Raw genomic sequence first — 17460 nt, forward strand, 5'->3', positions numbered from 1 at the left:
CGTGGCTGAGCTACTCTGTTAATTTATTAAGGCCAAGCTATTTGCTTTGCGCATCCAATGATTGACCATTCACACCAATTGAATCATCACTCATCAAATATAAGTAAGTTGGCATGAGGTCCAGTGGAGTTTTTAATCGTGCTTTATCTTCACCAGGAAAAGCCGCGTTACGCATACTGGTATTGGTGGCCCCAGGGTTAATGCAGTTGATACGGATATTCGTTGTGCCTATTTCTTTAGACCAAGTTTGCATCATACCTTCAGTTGCAAACTTAGAAATGGCATAGGCGCCCCAAAACTCTCGGCCTTCACGGCCTACGCCGGACGAAGTGAATACTACTGATGCATTAGGCGCTTTACGCAGTAATGGGAACATATATTTAGTGATCATGGCTTGTGCTGTGACGTTCACCTTCATAATATTTTCAAAGGTCGACACACAAAAATGCTCCATAGGACCTAAAGAACCTAAGATTGCAGCATTGTTTAAGAGACCGTCTAACTTACCAAATGTTTGTTCAATGGTGGCCGCTAAGTCACGATAGTGTTGCTTAGTCGCGCCGCGCATATCTAATGGCACAATCGCAGGTTCAGGATAACCAGCGGCGACAATTTCATCGTAAACACATTCTAATTTGCTGGTGGTTTTGCCCAGTAAAATCACTGTAGCGCCATGTTTTGCATAGGTTAAAGCCGCGATGCGACCAATACCGTCACCCGCGCCCGTAATTAATATTGTTTTATTTGCAAGTGCATCGCAAGGAGCTTGATAGCTTTGCATGGAGAACCTCTGGCTTCAAAATTTGCGCTATTTTACCACAGCTCTTTGGCAAGTTATCGAAATTGTTGTAAATAGGGGTGGCGAAACGCTACACTTTACGTTAAGTTTAACTGGTCTAATGTCTCATTAAAAACGATATTACATCGTATTAACTAATGTTTTTTACGAAGTTCGAGAATAAGAATAAATTTCGTCGGAGCCGAAACACATGAAAAAAATGCTACTCTCACTTGCAATTACAGCGGCGCTTACAGGATGTGGCGGTGGTGAAACGCTGCAAGACATCAAAAATGAAACACCAGTTTTAAAGCCTGCTATTGCAGTAAAATTCGATCCGTCGAGCAGCGTGGTGTCTGTACCTAATGACCTACTGATGAGCGGTACTAAAGACGGTACATTAAATATGCCTGGCGAATTTAATGCTCAAGGCCAGGCAATGCCACGCACTGCTTATGCCAACCCACAAGTTGCGCTAGGTGCGTTGGATGGTTGGTCAACCCAACTACCGTATGTGATTGATTTAGCGATACCACAAAACGTCTCGCTAGATGCAAGTTCAGTTGCGATGCCAGATTCAGTACGCATTTTTGAAGTCACTATGGGTGCGAGCCAAACCGACACGGATTGTGCGCAAGTGCCAGCGGGTATCGCCTGTAAAGTGGTCGGTGAGTTGAGCTTCGGTCAAGACTTTATCTCAAAAGCGAACAGCACTAATAATGGCATTATGGTTGTACCAATTAAGCCGTTTAAGCCCGCCACTACTTATATTACGGTGTTGACGACTCAGCTTAAAGATTCAGAAGGGCGCAGCATTGAAGCATCTTCTACCTATACTTTAGTGCGTCAAGATGGCAATTTAGTGACTGATGCGCAAAAAGGCTTGCAAGCAGTTATTCGCAGTTATGAAAATGCGCTTGAGTCACAAACAGACGTCACAAAAGCAGACATTATCTACACTGCGGCAATGACTACGCAGTCAGCGGGTCAAGTACTCGGTACAGTTAAAAAGTTGCTCGCTGCCGGACTGCAACAAAATCAGCTGCCTACCATTCAAGTACCGGCTCAACCTACGATTACAGTTGCGAACGTATTTGCTGCAGCGGGCATGACCAATATTCCTGTGCCATTTAGTGGTGTGCAGTACTTAAAAGGCAGTATTGCGTTGCCGAGCTACTTAGCCAAGCCGCAAGCAACAGGCATTGATGCTTTGGCTGATACATACTGGCAAGGTATGTGTGACAGCGCAGTAACGGTATTGGGTTACAAAGCGCAAGCAGGCGACAGTTTCCCAGCAGAACCTCAAACTCCATCTGATGCAGTTTGTGCTGCATTAAGTGGTGGTGCGTTACGTGATTTAGGCTTAGACCCTACGCGTCACCTAACAAAATACAACAGTATTCCAAAAACGCAGTGGTTAGCGAACATTCCAGTACAAATCACTAAACCAATGGCAGATCTACAAGTGATCAATGCTGTGCGTGCTCAACTTGGTATGCCAGCCCTTAGTATGCCAGCCACAGGTTGGCCAGTGGTGATCCTGCAACACGGTATCACTTCGAAGAAAGAAGACATGTTGGCATTGACTGCGGCATTAACTATTCAAGGTTTCGCCACAGTTGCAATTGACCACCCAATGCATGGTGAACGTGGTATTGATGTAGACGGCGATGGTACTGATGATTTCAACGCGACGACTAAATCAGTGCTTGCTTACATGAACTTAAGCAGCTTGTTAGTAGCGCGTGACAACTTACGTCAATCGGTTGCTGATTTACTAGGACTTCGTTTAGGTCTGCATACCATTGCACAAACACAAGGTCTTAACTCGTTAGATGTAAGCTTTGTTGGTCATTCATTGGGTTCAATTGTTGCCCCTGGTTTTATCGCTCAAGCGAACACACCACTTAATCCTGCGATTGATGGTTTGTTTAAAGTTAACACAGTAGCCCTTGCAAGTGGTGGCGGTGGTATCGCAAGTTTCTTACTTGAGTCAGGCTCTTTTGGTTCGTTTATCCAAGGTTCTGTGCTTGCTTCTGCAGGTAACTTGTTAGCCAAAGAGTTTAATGCTTACTTAGCTGAAGGTGCAGTTGCCAATTGTGCGGCAACATTGCCTAATCAAGAAGCTTTCCTAACATGTGGCTTTAAATCTTATGTTGCTGATAAAACAGCGGCGGGTGATACTAAAACCTTAGCTGGGATCAGTAGCTTAATGTCACAATTTGTATTTGCTGCGCAAACAGCACTAGATGCAGGTGACCCAACGAACTATGCGGCCGCGGTTAAAGCGACTGGTACGCCGATTTATATGAACGTAGTAGTTGGTAATGATGATGGCAATAAGCCAGATACCGTTATCCCACCTACGACTGCAAACCCACTTGCTGGCAGTTTGCCACTGGCAGGCTACATGGGCTTACAGGCTGTTTCAACCTCACAACCTGTTGGCGCGCCAGCAAGTTATGTAGTGAAGTTTTCGCAAGGTCATCACGGCTCGGTATTAACTCCTGCTTATCGAGCTGAAGCAGGCGGGACTGAACTTGGTCATGCGCTTGCAAATCAAGAGATGCAATATCAAGTTGCTGCCTATCTCGCTTCTCGTGGAAGTATGCTGCCAATTTTGGATAGCAGAGTGATTGCAGAATAAACTGTCTCATACTTTTACAAAAAGCCGCTTTCGAGCGGCTTTTTTTTATGGTGCAATAGCACAGGTATTTGTCATTAAGAGGTTAAGCCATTGGAATTTTTATATGAATATGGGATGTTTTTTGCGAAAACCCTGACTTTTGTGTTGGCAATAGCCATTATTGTCGCGCTTATTGCGAGTGCTGGGCAAAAGCCGCGCCGTAAAGGCAGCATTGAAGTCACCGATGTGAGCGAGCAGTTAAAGCAGACTAAAGAAGATTTTTTGGCGCAAACGTTAGATAAAAAGGAGTTGAAAAAACGTCAAAAGGAGCAAAAAAAGCAAGCCCCTGATAAACCACAAGGTAAAACCTTTGTTATTGAATTTAAAGGTAGTTTAGATGCTCACGAAGTTGCGGCATTACGTGAGGAAGTAACCGTGATTTTGAATTTGGCAGATAAAAGTCAAGATCAGGTGTTACTGTGCTTAGAAAGTGGCGGTGGAGTGGTGCACGGTTATGGCCTAGCCGCGTCGCAATTACAGCGTTTAAAGGATGCAGAAATACCACTCACTATCGCGATTGATAAAGTGGCTGCTAGTGGCGGGTATATGATGGCGTGTATTGCGGATAAGATTGTTGCAGCGCCGTTTGCCATCGTAGGTTCGATTGGCGTTATTGCGCAGATACCTAACTTTAATAAGGTATTGAAAAAGTTTGATATCGACTATGAACAGATCACTGCTGGCGAATATAAACGCACATTAACCTTATTCGGCGAAAACACCGATAAAGGCCGTGAAAAGTTTAAGCAAGAAATTGAACAGACCCATGGGTTATTCAAGCAGTTTGTCGCAACAGCACGTCCTAAGGTTGATATTGATAAAGTGGCAACAGGAGAGCATTGGTTTGCTAAACAGGCGTTTGAACTTGCCTTGGTAGACGAGCTGGCGACCAGCGACGACTTAATTTTACGCGCCAACCAAACTACGCAAGTGTTTAAAGTACAGTACAAAATGAAAAAGGCCATAGCTGAAAAGCTAGGGCTAGGATTGAGCATGTCATTGGAAAATGCCTTCCTGAAGGTTATTGAGCGGTTTAGATTCCAATAGAATATGCGGTTTGTATACCCACACAGCTTGCACACAGTTTGGAGTTGCAGGTAGGCGGCAATAAAGGGGCCATCATGAGCACAGGTTTCCTATGTGCTTGGTGGAGGAAACGAAGCTAACACCGCTGCAACGTCAATTGGAAAGGGTATAGTTATAAAAACCCCGCAGCTAAAGCGGGGTTTTTTGTCACCATTACACCGGCGGATAGGTTTCGAGCTTTTTCGCTGCATTCGGGTCATGAAAGATTTTTTCGTCTAATTCACCTTCTGATTTTGCAACGATACATGTCACCATACAATCACCTGTGATATTGACCGCGGTGCGGGTCATATCAAGTAAGCGATCTACACCAATGATAATGGCGATACCTTCAACTGGCAGACCTACTTGATTAAGTACCATAGCGAGCATAATTAAGCCCACCCCAGGCACACCTGCAGTACCAACCGAAGCTAAAGTAGCAGTCACAATCACCATCAGATAGTCGCTCACAGACAAGTCAACGGCAAAAACTTGTGCAATAAATACGGTGGCAACGCCCTGCATAATGGCTGTGCCGTCCATATTAATGGTCGCACCAAGTGGGATGGTAAAAGAGGCAACGGAGTTTTTCGCACCAAGCTTTTTGGTCGCTGTTTCTAAGGTAACTGGCATAGTCGCACTAGAACTTGAGGTACTAAACGCGAACATACAGGCATCTTCCATTTTCTTTAAAAATAAGATCGGATTTAAGCCAGTAAAGAGTTTCAGGATAACGCTGTAATTTACCAGCCCATGGAAGAACAAAGCCGCAAGTACGGTTAAAAAGTACAGCAGCAAACTGCGGATAAGTCCCATATCTATGGTAGTAAACAACTTTGCCATCAAACAGAACACGCCATAAGGGGCCAAGTTCATTAACAAAGTCACCAATTTCAGCACAACATTATTGAGGTCATCAAAAAGCGCCGCTACTCGTTTGCCTGACTCGCCACTGAGTGCCATTGCAATACCAAAAAGCAAGGCGAAAACGATAATTTGCAACATGTTGCCATTTGCCATAGCGTCAATAGGATTAGTTGGGAACATGCCAATGATGACATCCACTAAGGTTGGCGCTTGCTTAGCGTCAAAAGTTGCATCTGTCGGTACAGTAACCCCTGTACCCGGCGAGATAACAAGTGCAAAGCCAATCGCGACAGTAATCGCAATTGCAGTAGTGATTAAATATAACAGGATGGACTTTCCGCCCAGTCTACCTAGTTTTTTCGGGTCACTTAAACTGCACGTTCCGCACACTAAAGAGATAAACACTAAAGGTACGACTAGCATTTTTAAGCTGGCGATAAAGATTTGACCACCAATATGAAACAGACCGTCAACAAAGAAAGCTTTGACAGGGAACTCAAACAATCCTAGAGGGATGGTGATATCGTGTTGATCACCAAAAATAAATTGCAAAATTAATCCGGTCGCTATACCAAGTAGCATACCGACCATAATGCGTGTTGTTAGACTCATTGTGCGCATCTTAGACATAAATGGGGTTAATAAAATTGAAAAAATCGCTATAGCGTACCAGTCATTGGCATTTTATGCAGTGAAAAACGATAAAAAACTTACGAAAAAATTGTGATTTTCATCTGCTTTCTGAGTTAACATTGGTTAATTAAACAATAACTATGAATACTAGGGAGAGGGGTGAATGCCTATAATTCGCTGGTTTACGCTATTAGCATTGAGCTTTTTGTTAGCCGCATGTGGCGGTGGTGGTAGTATTGAAAAAGATGGAACCACCACTGACAACAGTGCCTACTCATTGACTTTGAAAGGTCAAAGTCAAAACACAGGAGAAACCAGCAATCAGCTTTCAGGCGAATCGCCTCTGCTGGTTGTGGCTCACTTAACTAAAGATGGCAATCCACTTGGCAATGTGAGAGTGATATTTTCAGTGGATGACTATGCTGTTTTATCCCCTGAGTCAGGCTCAGTATTAACAGACAGCCAAGGCCATGCCAGTATTGTGGTTAAAGCTATCGCGACCGCCGGGGCGGGTGAAATAACGGCGAATGCAACCATAGGTGAGAAAACTTACAGCGGCAAATTCCTCTTTTCCTCTTCTGGCGGAACTGATCCAACGACGCCAAATAATATTGTTGTAGAGCTTGATGTTGTTGACGCGGAGGGAAATATTTTCAACGCCGCAAATCCCATTACCAAGGCAAATCCTGGTACTGTAAAAGCAACGTTAACCAATAAAGGTGAGGCTTTTAAGCGCCAATTAGTATCTTTTGAAGCAAGGTATACAGGTAAAATAGAGCCTGAAATTGGTACGGGTATAACAGATGATAATGGTTTGGCTGTTATTACTTTGAGCAGTGGTGAAAGTAAAGGTGCAGGTCAGGTTATAGCAACCTTTACCGACGAAGATGGTAATGAATACCGTAAAACCGCGGTGTTTTACTCGTCAGGTGATGCGGCTGTGATTGACGGCTCGGCGCTTTTAGTTGATATCCAGCTCTACAGTGATTGCCCTGCTGGTTGGGATGAAAATAGAGACACTGTTGCACTTAATACCTTAGCAGCACAAAAAGGCTGTAAAGCAACCAATAAAGTCACTTCAACAGCGTTAGTGGATGTATTAGTTGAAGTACGAGACAGCAAATCAGGCGATGGCGCCGCAAATACACTGACTACTTTGACCTCTGATCTTGGCCGTATCTTGCCTGAGTCGGGCAAGACTATCACTGATAAATTTGGTTTTGCGCTACTTAAGCTTCAGCCGAGCTTACAAGGTGGCGCCGGTATTTTAACGGCGCAAGTGAATAACGTAACTAAGACTCTAGCCTTTGAAACCGGCTCGCAGGAAATTGAGTTGGTCATCAGCAACGGTTTGAATAAGGATAGCCAAGGTAAATATATTCCGCTGGGCGCAGGCGAAACTACTCTGATCCGAGTGGAGATCCGTGACCAAGCCAATGCACTTATCACCAGCCCACTTGATGTTGAGTTTTCATCAGGCTGTTCACAGTTAGGTACAGCAGTAATTGATCCTAAAACCACCAGTGTGGGCGGTATAGCGTTATCTACTTACCGTAATACAGGCTGTCAGATTTCGACGGGTGATGAAGTCGTGGTGACGGTTTCCAAAGGGGGCAGTACCGAAACGAGCCAAGTTAATATTCCAGTAGCAGCGGCAAAAGTTACATCAATTCAATTTATTGATGTAACCGAAAAGGTATTGGCGATTAAAGGCGCAGGTGGTAAAAACCGCAAAGAATTCTCTGAAGTTTCATTTAAGCTCATTAACTCAATTGGCGGAAATGTGGCTAATCAGCGAATGGATTTTCGCTTAGTAGGACAAAATGGCGATACTTATCTATCGTCTAATTCGATCGATACAGATTCGCAAGGTATTGCGCGTGTTATCGTGAATGCGGGGAATGTGCCTTCGACCTTTGTGGTACAAGCTTGTTACATTCCTGAAAGTGCAATTCCAAGTGATACCAATAACGATGTGACGTGTTGGCAAGAGCAGTTTGATGCCTGCCAAGTCACGCCTAAGCCCGCAAACTGCCCTGCAGGTACACTCACTTTGTTAGCGCAAGATACAGTGATCAACTCAATTTCCAGCCGGTTGGCAGTAACCAGTGGGCTGCCCGTACAATCTTCATTTAGTGTGAGCGCAGAAACAATTAATAGTGAAACTGGTGACTTTACAAACGTGCAAGTGCCAGTGACGGTAAACGCTGCAGACCGATATGGCAATTTTGTTCCGGATGGTACGCAAGTATATTTGACGACCGAAGGCGGTGCAGTTGGTAGTGTAACTGGTGACCAATATGGTCCAACGTTAGATTGTGAAGTAATTGATGGTAGATGTGAAGTCGTATGGGTAAGCCAGAACCGCGTCCCGTTTTCTGAAGCGCAGTGGGGTAACCAAATTCACTCATATAATCCGAAAAAGCTCTACCAAGCAAAACGTTCTTATTTAATTGGTCTAGGCAATTCAAACCCTTCAGAGCAGCAAGTTAAAGCAGTTGCCAATGCCTCATTACCCGCAAGCGTGTTGGAAGGTACTCGTAATTGCGACCGTTACTTTTCTTTGGCCGCTCCATGTACTTTCGGCATTCTCAATGCGAAAGATGACAAAGACGGAGTACCACTACGTGGGCGCGTTACCTTATTGGCAAAAACCTTAGGGGAAGAAAACTTCAACGACGTGAATGGTAATGGCATTTTTGATTATGATGCGACCACCGACAGAAGTGAGTTTGCCAGCGTATTTGATAGTTCAGAAGCGTTTCGCGATGACAACGAAAACGGTGTATATGAGGGTATCCATTGTTTATCGGGACAAAATAATGACCCTTGCGATCCTATTTATACAAACGCGGGTCATTTCGAACAATTGTTTGATACCGATGGAAATGGCGCGTTCACCGGCCCTGACAGTAAATATAATGGTTTAAGCTGTAGCGAAGCTGCTTTTGCAGCAGGTAAATGCACCAAAACTTTGGTTGATGTGTGGAAATCTGTTGAGCTGGTCATGTCGGGCAGCAATGCGTTTTATCGTTTTGTGGTTGCCAAAGGTACAGTCATTTCTGTGCCGACTCTTGGCGCAGCAATTAACTATTCGATTGCAGATACCTGCAGCAATTTAGTAGTGAACAATCAATTAGTACTACAGTTAGAGCCTTCAGATCAGTCAGGTTTCTGTGACATAGCTTTCTTAAACTTATCGCCGATTATTTTTACAGTAGATTCAGATTCCAACGGTACGGTAGAAACCTATGATATTGGCTTACGCTCGTTGAATGTTGCTTTATTATACAGTGACATTAACAATAATCCGTTACCTGCAGAGACCTCAATTAGTATTACGTCCGACAATGGTAAGTACAGTGGCCCAAGCAGTGATGAGTTGGGGAACACCAATACCACATTTGCGTTGGGTTATTCATTTAACTTGTCACGTGAAGTGGAGAGTAATGATTCGAGCTCAGGGACCGTTCAATTTATCTTTGAAACGCCGAGCGGCACCAAGACCACAGCGTCACTGACGGTCGCCGACGCCGGCTAACAATCCACAAAGCCAACTGCAAAGTTGGCTTTTTTGTTTCTTTTTCGTTATAGTCCCGCGCTTTTAAAGCAATCTGGGTCGATTGTGCAAATATGCAACAAAACTTGTGTAATTATTATTTAATCGGCTAAAAGATTGTATTTAAAGCTTGTCACATTAGGTGATTGTAGATATACCTATAAAATAGTTGGGCTAGGCAGGTGTCTGGCGTCGAGCGAAAACACACATTTTGAGATAGAAAATAGGCAGCTATGGGCAAATCGCTAGTAATCGTAGAGTCTCCCGCAAAGGCTAAAACCATCAATAAGTATCTTGGTAAAGACTATATCGTTAAGTCTAGCGTTGGGCACATTCGTGACTTACCTACCTCAGGTGCAGGCAAAACCAAAGGCAGTGCAACCAAGAGTGCTGCTGATGTGCGCAAAATGAGCCCAGAAGAAAAGGCCGAATACAAAAAGCAAAAAGATTACAGTAATCTGGTTGCCCGTATGGGTATTGATCCTGCCAATGGTTGGGAGCCGCATTACGAAATTCTACCAGGTAAAGAGAAAGTAGTGCAGGAGCTGAAAAAGCTCGCAGAAGACGCTGACAGCGTTTTCCTCGCAACGGACTTGGATAGAGAAGGGGAAGCCATCGCTTGGCATCTTCAGCAAATTATAGGTGGTGATGCCAGCAAATATCGCCGCGTCGTTTTTAACGAAATTACCAAAAATGCTATCAAACAAGCATTTGAAGCCCCAGCAGACGTAAACCTTGATATGGTGAATGCGCAGCAAGCACGTCGCTTCCTTGACCGCGTAGTGGGTTTTATGGTCTCTCCATTGCTGTGGCAAAAAGTCGCGCGCGGCTTGTCAGCAGGACGTGTGCAGTCCGTTGCAGTGCGCCTGCTAGTTGAGCGTGAGCGCGAAATTAAAGCGTTTGTGCCAGAGGAGTTTTGGGACGTTCATGCGGATGTGAAAGCCAAGCTTGAGCCGCTTCGTTTAGAAGTCGTTAAGCATCTTGGTCAAGCCTTCAAGCCAGTCAATAAAGCACAGGCGATGAGCGCGGTCACCGCGTTGCAGAGTGCAACCTATAAAGTTGTTGAGGCTGAAGAAAAGCCAAGCAAAAGTAAACCAAGTGCACCTTTTATCACCTCAACCATGCAACAAGCGGCAAGTACTCGCTTAGGTTATGGGGTGAAGAAAACTATGATGTTAGCCCAGCGACTTTATGAAGCGGGTTACATCACTTATATGCGTACTGACTCAACCAATTTGTCGGCTGAAGCGGTCAATATGTGCCGTGATTATGTCGCAACTGAGTTTGGTGATAAATATTTACCTGATGCGCCAATACGTTATAGTTCAAAAGACAATGCGCAAGAGGCGCACGAAGCCATTCGTCCCTCAAACGTGGCAATTTTGTCAGGCCACTTAGATGGTGTAGAAGCCGATGCGAAAAAGCTCTACGAGTTGATCTGGCGCCAGTTTGTGGCGTGTCAGATGACAGCGGCAGAATACGACTTGACGACATTAACCGTAGCTGCGGGCGATTACACCTTAAAAGCCAAAGGTCGCGTACTGCGTTTTGATGGTTGGACTCGCGTGCAACCTGCGATACGCAAGAAAAATGAAGAGGAGCAAGCGTTGCCAGCAGTCGCTGTTGGTGAAATGCTGACACTTGAAGCGCTTGATCCGAAACAGCACTTTACTAAGCCGCCAGCGCGTTTTAGTGAAGCAAGTTTAGTTAAAGAATTAGAGAAAAGAGGCATTGGTCGTCCGTCAACTTATGCTTCTATCATTTCAACCATTCAAGACCGCGGTTACGTACGCGTTGATAATCGCCGTTTTTACGCTGAGAAAATGGGTGAAATTGTTACCGATCGCTTGGTTGAAAACTTTGATGATCTGATGGACTATGATTTTACCGCTAAAATGGAAGGCCAGCTGGATGACATCGCAGAAGGTGAGCGTGTTTGGACGCAAGTGCTAGACAGCTTTTATGCCGATTTCTCAAATCAGTTAAACATCGCGGCGAGCGATGAGGCTGAAGGCGGCATGCGTCAAAATCAAATGGTTGAAACCGATATTGATTGTCCTACGTGTGGTAGAAAAATGGGTATTCGTACCGCGTCCACGGGGGTGTTTTTAGGTTGTACAGGTTATAACTTACCACCGAAAGAGCGTTGTACTACCACCATTAACTTGTTGCCAGGCGCAGAAGCTGTTGCAGCTGACGCAGAAGATGAAGAAACAGCCTCTTTGATGCAAATGAAACGTTGCCCTATCTGTGAAACAGCAATGGATTCCTATTTGCTGGATGAAGGCCGCAAGTTGCATGTTTGTGGTAATAATCCGGCATGTCATGGTTATTTGATTGAAGAAGGTGCCTTTAAGCTTAAAGGCTACGACGGTCCACTGATTGAGTGTGACAAATGTGGTTCAGAAATGCAGTTGAAGTCAGGGCGTTTTGGCAAGTACTTTGATTGTACCAACGGCGAGTGTAAAAACACCCGTAAGTTGTTGAAAAATGGTGAGGCAGCGCCGCCAAAAGAAGATCCGGTGCATTTACCTGAATTACCGTGTGAAAAGTCGGATGCCTATTTTGTGTTACGTGATGGTGCTTCGGGGATTTTCTTAGCTGCGCATAATTTCCCGAAATCGCGTGAAACACGTGCACCTAAAGTGGCTGAGTTAGTGCGCTTTAAAGAGAGATTATCACCTAAGTTCCTATATCTGACGGAAGCGCCTGAGCAGGATGACGAAGGTAATTTAGCGATTGTCCGCTATTCTCGTAAAACCAAAACTCAGTACGTCATGACTGAGGTTGACGGTAAAGCGACAGGCTGGAAAGCCACTTATGAGCAAGGTAAGTGGTTGGTGGATGCACCAAGTAAGAAAAAATAATTAAAGGCCCGAAAGGGCCTTTTTGCTATCAGGCGATAAGCTGCCTAACTGCGATGCCAATTAATACCGTGGTCACAACGCTCAGTAAAGTGCCGAGCATCACATATTCTGTCAGTTGCTTCTCTTTACTGGCGGTTAAATCACCAAAGCGAAAGATGGATTTTGCCGCAAGGACAAAACCGACCGCAGTGAATTCCCCTAACAACACGAAAGTTAAGATCAAGATCCGTTCTAATACCCCAATATAATGGCCAGCCTTAGGTAGCGAGTCGGATGGCGGTCGTAACCATGGCCACTTTTCTAGGGTGATGCTAATAAATACGGAACAAGGATTGACTACCAAAGCGTAACCAATTACTACCACCAATATCTCAGCTAAAGGAGACTGCGGTTTGAGTAGTAGCGCCGCCAAGCTGATGTCGAGCATTAAAACACTCACCCACATAAGCACCATAATATGTGCGGCTTGGTCGAGTAAAAAAGCGAGGGTGTTGCCACTAGAATAGGACTTGGCGACATCAATAACGAAATGACTCAGACCGATAATTAATGCCAGCCAAGCTGCATAGATATATTCCTGCCAGCCAACGTAATGTGTCCAGCTGGCAAGTACCATGAACCCTACTATGGTATGAATTGCACAGTGCCAACGTAATTTGCGGGAGCGAAAGTGGTAGCGGTTGCGGTCTTGCACCCAAGTGTAAGGTTGCCAATGGAAGTCGGCTATTAGGTGGCTAAGTAATAAGCTCAAGAATAAGATAGTCACTTCAAAGTGCATCACAAAGCGCCTCCGTAAGCCCAAGAAAACGTTCAATGAGTTGGTAGTTTGCTTGATTCAGTAAACGTGTAATATTGACGCGGCTACTGCCCAATTGCTGCGCTATTGTTTCATGTAGATTGCGCTTACCCTCTAAGTCACTTGTAAAATAACTCAGTAATACCTCAGCTTGACGGGGGGTAAGATGCTGTAGCAAGTGATCAATAAACAAGATATTGAGAGCGAAATGCGGATCTAACACAGTGTCGGCAATAACGCAGGCAAAGCGCTGCGGCTTCATGGTATCTAGAGCTTGGCCTGAAAGTGTAAAAGCAGGACCAGTTGAGGTGGCTAGGTTGTCTCGGTGGGATTGCTGTGGAGCAACCGCTATCGCCACCCTAGCATCGACTTTGAGCATTATCATTTGCAGGCGTAGTAACAACGCAACATGCCAGGCATGCCGGGCGTTTGGCACCCATACTTGGAAACCATCACCGCGAAAGAAATAGTGGTCGCTTTGGTAGCGAACTTTAAGTTCTGCCAGCTGCTCTGACAGTTTTGCCAACAAGTACTCGTATTGCTTAGCGGCCAGTTTACTTGAGTGAACTATATCGCCACTTAATACAGCCTGATACATAGGACCTCTGTTGTAGGGGGTGAAGGTTAAGTAATCAAATTAGGTTACATATATCAAAGTAATTCGAAATGGTTACTTTTTCAAGGAAAAATCTACGAGACAGTCATTGCAATCTATGTAATAGTATCTAAGTTCATATTACTGACAAATTATTTCAAAAAAATAATGACAACGCTGTCATTTTGTGTGTAACATTAAATCAACAACAATCCACAAGCGACGATATTAGTCGCGATATTGAATAAAGAGATTAGGGGTCGCTGCATGATAGCTACGAGCGCACAGCAAGAGCAATTGTTTATAGGAATAGATGGCGGCGGTACTAAGTGTCGCGCGACTATTTATTCTGCGTCTCGAGGTGTGCTTGGCACAGGTTTAGGTGGACCTGCGAATCCTTTACATGGTTTTGAGCGCGCATTAGAGTCTATTATGCTTTCAACTCAGTTGGCGATGCGCGATGCAGGCCTTCGAGTCGAACAAGTGCATGAGTTAATTGCTGGGCTTGGCTTAGCTGGGGTTAATTTACCTAACTTATATGACAAAATTATGCAGTGGGATCACCCGTTTAAGCAGATGTTTTTGACAACCGATCTGCACACGGCTTGTATTGGCGCGCATGAAGGTCAAGATGGTGCGGTGATTATTACAGGTACAGGTTCTTGTGGTTTTGCCATCGTCAATGGTCAGACAGTCAATTATGGCGGTCACGGTTTTGCACAAGGTGACAAAGGCAGCGGCGCTTGGATGGGATTGGAAGCAGTTAAAGCGGTACTGGAAGACTTGGATGGTTTAGGTCAAAAGACAGCGCTGTCTGATGCGCTTAAAGAGCACTTTCAAGCAAAAAATGCCATGGGTATCGCAGAGCAAATGGCGGGTCAGCCGTCGAGTAGTTATGCAAAATTGGCGCGCTTTGTGTTGGCTGCTGCGGACGCCGGTGATGTCGTAGCGAAAGCGATAGTGCAAGAGGGCGCGGACTATATTAGCCGCCTTGCCAAACGCTTGTTAGAAAGTAATCCACCACGGTTAACTATGATTGGTGGTTTGGCTGAACCTTTGCAAAAATGGCTCGCGCCAGATGTTGCAATCCGAGTTGAACCCGCAATTCAGCCACCAGAAATGGGCGCTATTTATTTTGCTCAGCATGCACTCGCAGCACATTCTAAAGAGGTAGGTTAATGGCACTACAATATTTCCGTGCTGAACGTTTGTTCGATGGTGAGACCTTTCATCACGATTGCAGTTTTTATGTCGACAACGGCAAATTTTATTTCGGCGATAGCACGCCAGCAGCAACTCAGCTGCAAGGCACTGTGGTACCTGGCTTTATTGATGTTCAAGTCAACGGCGGCGGTGGTGGTTTCTTCAATGCTGAGCAATCCGTAGCATGCTTAGAAACAATTTTATCGGCGCACGCGCGTTTTGGTTCAACTGCGATTATGCCAACGCTTATTACCGATAGCGTTGAAGTTATGCAGCGTGCCGCTGATGCGACTGCACAAGCCATTGCTGAGCGTAGCCTTGGTATTTTGGGTGTGCATTTTGAAGGGCCACACTTGTCTTACCCGAAAAAGGGCACGCACAGTGAGCAATTTATTCGCCCAATCAGTGAAGCCGAATTTGCCGTTTATGGTCGTGATGATATTGGCATTAAAATGGTTACTTTAGCACCCGAAACAGTGCCCCTTGCAGATATTGAGCGTTTGGTCAGCCTAGGTGTAAAAGTCTGTATCGGTCACTCTAATGCGGATTACGCTACGACTATGGCCGCAATTGCAGCAGGTGCTGATGGGTTTACGCATTTATTTAATGCCATGTCTGCTTTTACCTCACGTGAGCCGGGCGTGGTTGGTGCAGCATTATGGGACGACACTAGCTGGTGTGGTCTGATTGTAGATGGTCATCATGTTCATCCTGCATCGGCTAAATTGGCAATTCGCACCAAGCAACGCGGCAAAATGCTGTTGGTAACGGATGCCATGCCACCAGTTGGTACAGATATGGCCGAATTTGATTTCTTTGATGGTCGTAAAGTAATACGTACCGGCGATCGTCTTAATTCAACTACGGGTGAGTTAGCAGGTAGCGTACTTGATATGGCCGCTGCAGTACGTAATACCGTACAGACCTTAGATGTAAGTCTTGCTGAAAGTCTGCGTATGGCGTCTTTATATCCAGCGCAATATCTCGGCTTAACGCATAAAGGGCGTTTACAAAATGGCTTTGATGCCGACTTTGTGGTGTTTAGCGATGCGCTTTTTGCCGAGCAAACCTATATTGGTGGACAATTACAATAACCACTTTCCCTGGATAAAAACCCCGCAGCTGTAACGCGGGGCTTTTTCATTTTAAGGAAGTACAAAAATGACAACAAAAGAAAAAAAACGCCTTGCCTCACTGGACGCCTTACGTGGCTTTGACATGATATGGATCTTGGGTGGCCAATCGATATTTGCAGCCTTACTGGTCTTAACCGGATGGCAAGGTTGGCAGACTTTTGCGGCACACACAGAGCATAGCCTGTGGCACGGTTTTACTTTTTACGATTTAATTTTCCCGCTGTTCATTTTCTTGTCGGGCGTTGCAATGGGCTTGGCGCCAAAACGTATCAATCATTTACCTTCTACTGAACGCATTATTTACTATCGCAAAGCACTAAAACGTTTTGCGCTGCTGTGCTTATTAGGTATTTTGTATAACCACGGCTGGGGCACGGGTATCCCAGCTGACCTTTCTGAGGTGCGTTATGCAAGTGTCTTAGGTCGCATCGCGTTCGCTTGGTTATTGTGTGTGTTACTGGTGTGGCACTTAAGCTTACGCCAAGTTGCGTTTGCAGGAGTAGGTATCTTACTGGCGTACTGGTTACTACTTTGTTTTATCCCTGTGCCCGGCGGTAGCGCGGGTGATTTAAGCCAAGGTGGTGCAGGTAGCTGGAATGCCTGGGTCGACAGCGTATTTTTGCCGGGTATTAGTTATCAAAATCGTGCAGTTGACCCTGAAGGGATCTTGTCTAGTTTCCCTGCAGTAGTGAATGCAATTGCAGGTGTGTTTGCGGGTCGTTTAATCAGTAAAAGCAGCGACATCGGTGAGTGGAAAGTGGCAGGACAATTGTTTGCAGCCGGTTTAATGAGTCTTGCTCTTGGTTGGTCATGGGACTTGCAGTTTCCAGTTAACAAAGAATTGTGGACCAGTTCTTTTGTTTTAGTGACGGTAGGTTGGAGTGCTATGTTGCTAGCCGTGTTTTTTGTGCTAGTTGATATTCTACCGGGTCAAAGGTTGGCTTATCCGTTTGTTATTATCGGCGCTAACTCAATCATTATTTATCTCGCATCAAGTGTAGTGAATTGGGAGTTTATTCGTAACAGTTTGTTTGGTGGTTTAATCGCTGCGCTACCCAATGAGTGGCAGCCACTCTTTGCGGTGCTTGGCTTATTGCTGGTTCAGCTGCTGGTATTGCACTGGTTATACAAGCGCAAACTCTTTATTAGTGTGTGATTGTTTTTTGTATAAAATTCAAACCGACTTAGGTCGGTTTCAGACTGTTGAAAAAGGGCTAGACACAGATCTAGCCCTTTGATCTAATAAGCACAGTGAGTATCGAGAGTTCACCA

At 45.0% G+C, this 17460-nt stretch carries 11 protein-coding genes; 7 read left to right on the plus strand and 4 right to left on the minus strand.

Features of this window, described 5'->3' with window-relative positions:
• Window positions 1-37: 37 nt before the first annotated feature.
• On the minus strand, window positions 38-781 hold the full coding sequence (locus ACFOEE_RS19405) for a YciK family oxidoreductase (RefSeq protein WP_377128415.1): 744 nt from the start codon (window positions 779-781) through the stop codon (window positions 38-40).
• Window positions 782-989: 208 nt separating this feature from the next.
• Here ACFOEE_RS19405 and ACFOEE_RS19410 point away from each other — a divergent pair, with 208 nt between their 5' ends.
• Together ACFOEE_RS19410 and sohB are read left to right on the plus strand one after the other, a co-directional pair.
• Window positions 990-3425 (plus strand): VolA/Pla-1 family phospholipase, encoded by a 2436-nt coding sequence (locus tag ACFOEE_RS19410; protein ID WP_377128418.1) that lies wholly within the window; start codon window positions 990-992, stop codon window positions 3423-3425.
• 90 nt (window positions 3426-3515) lie between these two features.
• Window positions 3516-4511: a protease SohB gene (gene sohB / locus ACFOEE_RS19415; RefSeq protein ID WP_377128421.1), complete on the plus strand. Its 996-nt coding sequence runs from the start codon at window positions 3516-3518 to the stop codon at window positions 4509-4511.
• A gap of 192 nt (window positions 4512-4703) precedes the next feature.
• Here sohB and ACFOEE_RS19420 read toward each other — a convergent pair whose 3' ends face one another.
• Complete coding sequence (locus tag ACFOEE_RS19420) at window positions 4704-6029, minus strand: dicarboxylate/amino acid:cation symporter (RefSeq protein ID WP_377128424.1); 1326 nt, start codon at window positions 6027-6029, stop codon at window positions 4704-4706.
• A gap of 166 nt (window positions 6030-6195) precedes the next feature.
• Here ACFOEE_RS19420 and ACFOEE_RS19425 point away from each other — a divergent pair, with 166 nt between their 5' ends.
• Window positions 6196-9573 (plus strand): hypothetical protein, encoded by a 3378-nt coding sequence (locus ACFOEE_RS19425; RefSeq protein ID WP_377128427.1) that lies wholly within the window; start codon window positions 6196-6198, stop codon window positions 9571-9573.
• A 251-nt stretch (window positions 9574-9824) separates the two neighbouring features.
• Complete coding sequence (topA, locus tag ACFOEE_RS19430) at window positions 9825-12458, plus strand: type I DNA topoisomerase (protein WP_377128430.1); 2634 nt, start codon at window positions 9825-9827, stop codon at window positions 12456-12458.
• A 28-nt stretch (window positions 12459-12486) separates the two neighbouring features.
• On the opposite strand, the gene ACFOEE_RS19435 is transcribed toward topA, so the two are convergent.
• Together ACFOEE_RS19435 and ACFOEE_RS19440 are read right to left on the minus strand one after the other, a co-directional pair.
• The gene (locus tag ACFOEE_RS19435) at window positions 12487-13236 is read right to left on the minus strand and encodes a DUF3307 domain-containing protein (RefSeq protein ID WP_377128448.1); all 750 of its coding nucleotides are present in this window, start codon (window positions 13234-13236) and stop codon (window positions 12487-12489) included.
• Complete coding sequence (locus ACFOEE_RS19440; protein ID WP_377128433.1) at window positions 13226-13852, minus strand: hypothetical protein; 627 nt, start codon at window positions 13850-13852, stop codon at window positions 13226-13228. Before ACFOEE_RS19440 ends, ACFOEE_RS19435 begins: the two co-directional genes overlap by 11 nt.
• A gap of 264 nt (window positions 13853-14116) precedes the next feature.
• Between ACFOEE_RS19440 and nagK the strand changes: the two genes are divergently transcribed.
• The 3 genes from nagK (at window position 14117) to nagX (ending at window position 17344) form a co-directional block, all read left to right on the plus strand.
• Window positions 14117-15028: an N-acetylglucosamine kinase gene (nagK, locus tag ACFOEE_RS19445; protein ID WP_377128436.1), complete on the plus strand. Its 912-nt coding sequence runs from the start codon at window positions 14117-14119 to the stop codon at window positions 15026-15028.
• A complete protein-coding gene (nagA, locus tag ACFOEE_RS19450; protein ID WP_377128439.1) occupies window positions 15028-16146 on the plus strand; it encodes an N-acetylglucosamine-6-phosphate deacetylase in 1119 nt (372 codons plus the stop codon). The genes nagK and nagA overlap by 1 nt, the downstream gene beginning before the upstream one ends.
• A gap of 67 nt (window positions 16147-16213) precedes the next feature.
• Window positions 16214-17344: a transmembrane glucosamine N-acetyltransferase NagX gene (gene nagX, locus ACFOEE_RS19455; RefSeq protein ID WP_377128442.1), complete on the plus strand. Its 1131-nt coding sequence runs from the start codon at window positions 16214-16216 to the stop codon at window positions 17342-17344.
• The last annotated feature ends 116 nt before the right edge of the window (window positions 17345-17460 follow it).

The sequence above is a fragment of the Pseudoalteromonas fenneropenaei genome (assembly GCF_042643375.1).
In the GTDB taxonomy this organism is placed as follows: domain Bacteria; phylum Pseudomonadota; class Gammaproteobacteria; order Enterobacterales; family Alteromonadaceae; genus Pseudoalteromonas; species Pseudoalteromonas fenneropenaei.

Coding starts and splice junctions, on each gene's coding strand:
- ACFOEE_RS19405 (WP_377128415.1), bottom strand. CDS start 781: ATGCAAAGCTATCAAGCTCCTTGCGATGCACTTGCAAATAAAACAATA.
- ACFOEE_RS19410 (WP_377128418.1), top strand. CDS start 990: ATGAAAAAAATGCTACTCTCACTTGCAATTACAGCGGCGCTTACAGGA.
- ACFOEE_RS19420 (WP_377128424.1), bottom strand. CDS start 6,029: ATGTCTAAGATGCGCACAATGAGTCTAACAACACGCATTATGGTCGGT.
- ACFOEE_RS19425 (WP_377128427.1), top strand. CDS start 6,196: ATGCCTATAATTCGCTGGTTTACGCTATTAGCATTGAGCTTTTTGTTA.
- topA (WP_377128430.1), top strand. CDS start 9,825: ATGGGCAAATCGCTAGTAATCGTAGAGTCTCCCGCAAAGGCTAAAACC.
- ACFOEE_RS19435 (WP_377128448.1), bottom strand. CDS start 13,236: ATGCACTTTGAAGTGACTATCTTATTCTTGAGCTTATTACTTAGCCAC.
- ACFOEE_RS19440 (WP_377128433.1), bottom strand. CDS start 13,852: ATGTATCAGGCTGTATTAAGTGGCGATATAGTTCACTCAAGTAAACTG.
- nagK (WP_377128436.1), top strand. CDS start 14,117: ATGATAGCTACGAGCGCACAGCAAGAGCAATTGTTTATAGGAATAGAT.
- nagA (WP_377128439.1), top strand. CDS start 15,028: ATGGCACTACAATATTTCCGTGCTGAACGTTTGTTCGATGGTGAGACC.
- nagX (WP_377128442.1), top strand. CDS start 16,214: ATGACAACAAAAGAAAAAAAACGCCTTGCCTCACTGGACGCCTTACGT.